The sequence below is a fragment of the Microcoleus sp. CAWBG27 genome (assembly GCF_020883145.1).
GTDB lineage: Bacteria > Cyanobacteriota > Cyanobacteriia > Cyanobacteriales > Microcoleaceae > Microcoleus.
Genome location: NZ_JAHREU010000145.1, coordinates 1 through 2,421, shown reverse-complemented (window position 1 = coordinate 2,421; position 2,421 = coordinate 1). Strand labels below are relative to the sequence as shown.

The following is a 2,421-nucleotide window of genomic DNA, read 5'->3' as shown; positions in this document are numbered from 1 at the left end:
TGCAGTAGTATATTGTAGGATGATTTGTCTTGTGAAATAGTCTTTGGCGTCATGTATCCTATTTTATAACACTTTTTTTACTCTGCTTACTTTTTTCTCTCCTACCCCGAATTATTGAGCGGATACAGTTAATAGATATAAAAAATAATTTTCCGCTCCAAGAAGTGATTAATAGCTACCGCCAGATAATTCGGGACAAACCTGATTTTTACCTGCCTTACCCTGATTTGGGAGATATGTTGGCTCAGCAAGGAAACTTAGAAGAGGCTATCTCTTGTTACCAAACTGGTAGTTACAAACAAATTTTAAGTTCTCACCCCGATTTTGCCAAAAATCATTGGAATCCACAGAACCGACGCCAACCAAATTTTACGATCGTTGGCATTGGAAAAGGAGGAACAACTTCGCTCTATTATTACCTGGGAAAGCATCCTCAAATCCTGCCTGCTCTTAAAAAAAAAATACATTTTTTTAATGAAAATATCGAGCGGGGATTAGACTGGTATTTATCTCATTTTCCACCCATTCCCCAAGAATCTAATTTTTTGACTGGAGAAGCAACTCCTTGGTATTTGGCAAGTTATGAAGTCGAAAAGAAAGTTGCTAGTGTATTTCCCAATATTAAGATTATTATTCTTTTACGTAATCCCATCCTTAGAGCTTTTTCTCAATACCAAATGCAATTTAGATTGGGAAAAGAGCGGAGGTCATTTGCAGAAGTAATTAGCTCAGAAATTGAAGCTCTAAAAAAAATCTCATCTCCTGGTGAAGGTGACTTCAATTATTGGCAGACGGAAAAAGGTTGTTTATTATTTAGTTTATATTTCTACTTTATCGAGAAGTGGATGGCTGTGTTTCCGAGAGAACAGTTTTTGATTTTAAGGAGTGAAGACTTTTATGCTAATCCGGCGGCTACCCTCACTCAAGTTTTCGAGTTTTTAGGGGTGCCGGATTATCCCCTTGCAGAATATCCCAATTACAATCCGGGGTCTTACAATCCCATAAGCGACGATTTGCGGCAGACTTTAGCCGAGTTTTTCCGGCCTCACAACCAGAAGTTAGAGGAATATCTGGGCATGAAATTTGATTGGGATTAACTCATCTTAAGAGCGAGGTTTTAGCGGGTACCGATCGGCTTTTGAACTTGTTGCTGTTCTGCTTTTAAACGCTCAATTTCAGCTTGAGCCTGTTGGAGTTGAGATTGCAAGCTATCCAGTTCGTCTTGGGTTTCTAGCGCTGTCTGCATCCAAGCTTGGGATTGAGATGCTAAAGCTTGGTAACGATTTTTATCTTGCTCCAGTTGCCACATTTGGCTTTGCTTTTGTGTCTCCGATTGCCACAGTTGTTCGACACAGGTTAAAAGTAGATTTAGTTGGCGTTGAGTCCATCGAGAAGCCTCTATTTGAGATAAGTATTGACGCAAATAATACCGTTCTTTTGGGATTTTTGCTGGGTCAATAACAAAGGCAGAGTGGGAGTCAGAGAGGTAGAGGGGATAGGGATAGTAGGCAATCTCTTTACCAATGGCGATCGCAGCCGCTAAAATATGCCAATTTAAAGCTAGCAAATCCCTTACCTCGGAATACCGAAACTCTCGCAGCAACTCCACCGCAAATAGAGCGCACAAATCCCGACTTTGGTTAAATTCCAGTAGCTTGAGTAAAGAACCGTCATTCGAGTTTATCACTTCCAAATCTTTGTCTAGCGTCATGTCTGGACATACTACAGCTACAGCATCAGATTCACAAGCCGCCGTGACAAATTTTTCTACCATCATCGGTAATGCGATGCGATCGCCCGCAAACTGCAAGAAATATTCTCCCGTCGTCAGTTCTACCAAGCGATTATAAGCTGCTCCCAAACTTTTATTAACATCTGACTCGACAAACTGATAGGTGGGAAACTGTTCCTTAGCTAGTGAAATAACATCTAGTATCGATTCATCTGCTAGGGTTTCGTACAAAACGATAACTTCTAAATTTTGATAAGTTTGTCCCGCCAGACTTTCCAGACAATCCAAAATTTTTATCGTATCGAAAAAACAAGTTATGCCGATCGTGACGCAGGGATTTTGAGGCTCTTTGGGTGCCGATTTGATAAATGCTTCGCTCATATATTCAAGCCTTTGATTGAGTAATTTTTGATTCACTTGTGACAAAAAAGTGCGCTCTGGGGCGATCGGCGTTTCAGGACAAGCTGAGATAGCTTCGCTGATGGTGCTAACGAGAGAGTGTACGTCTCCAGGCTCAAACCAGCGAACTCCATCGGTTCTTGAAATTAAACTTAAGGTTTCTTGGGCTCTTCTGGCTTTTTGGTGAAAAGTGTATAATGAGATACTACTAATTGATTTCTACCGTATGGATCTTCATCTTGACAGACTGCTTAATCTACCCGATGTTACTGTTGAAAGTTGCATCCAAT

The 2,421-nt window shown here is 40.6% G+C and carries 2 protein-coding genes; one reads left to right on the top strand and one right to left on the bottom strand.

Translation table 11 applies throughout. From position 1 onward, the window contains the following. Window positions 1-164 precede the first annotated feature (164 nt). Window positions 165-1,097: a sulfotransferase gene (locus tag QZ938_RS32895; protein WP_293356312.1), complete on the top strand. Its 933-nt coding sequence runs from the start codon at window positions 165-167 to the stop codon at window positions 1,095-1,097. Between the two features lie 20 nt (window positions 1,098-1,117). On the opposite strand, the gene QZ938_RS32890 is transcribed toward QZ938_RS32895, so the two are convergent. Continuing rightward, complete coding sequence (locus tag QZ938_RS32890) at window positions 1,118-2,113, bottom strand: glycosyltransferase family 2 protein (protein WP_293365691.1); 996 nt, start codon at window positions 2,111-2,113, stop codon at window positions 1,118-1,120. Between the last annotated feature and the right edge of the window lie 308 nt (window positions 2,114-2,421).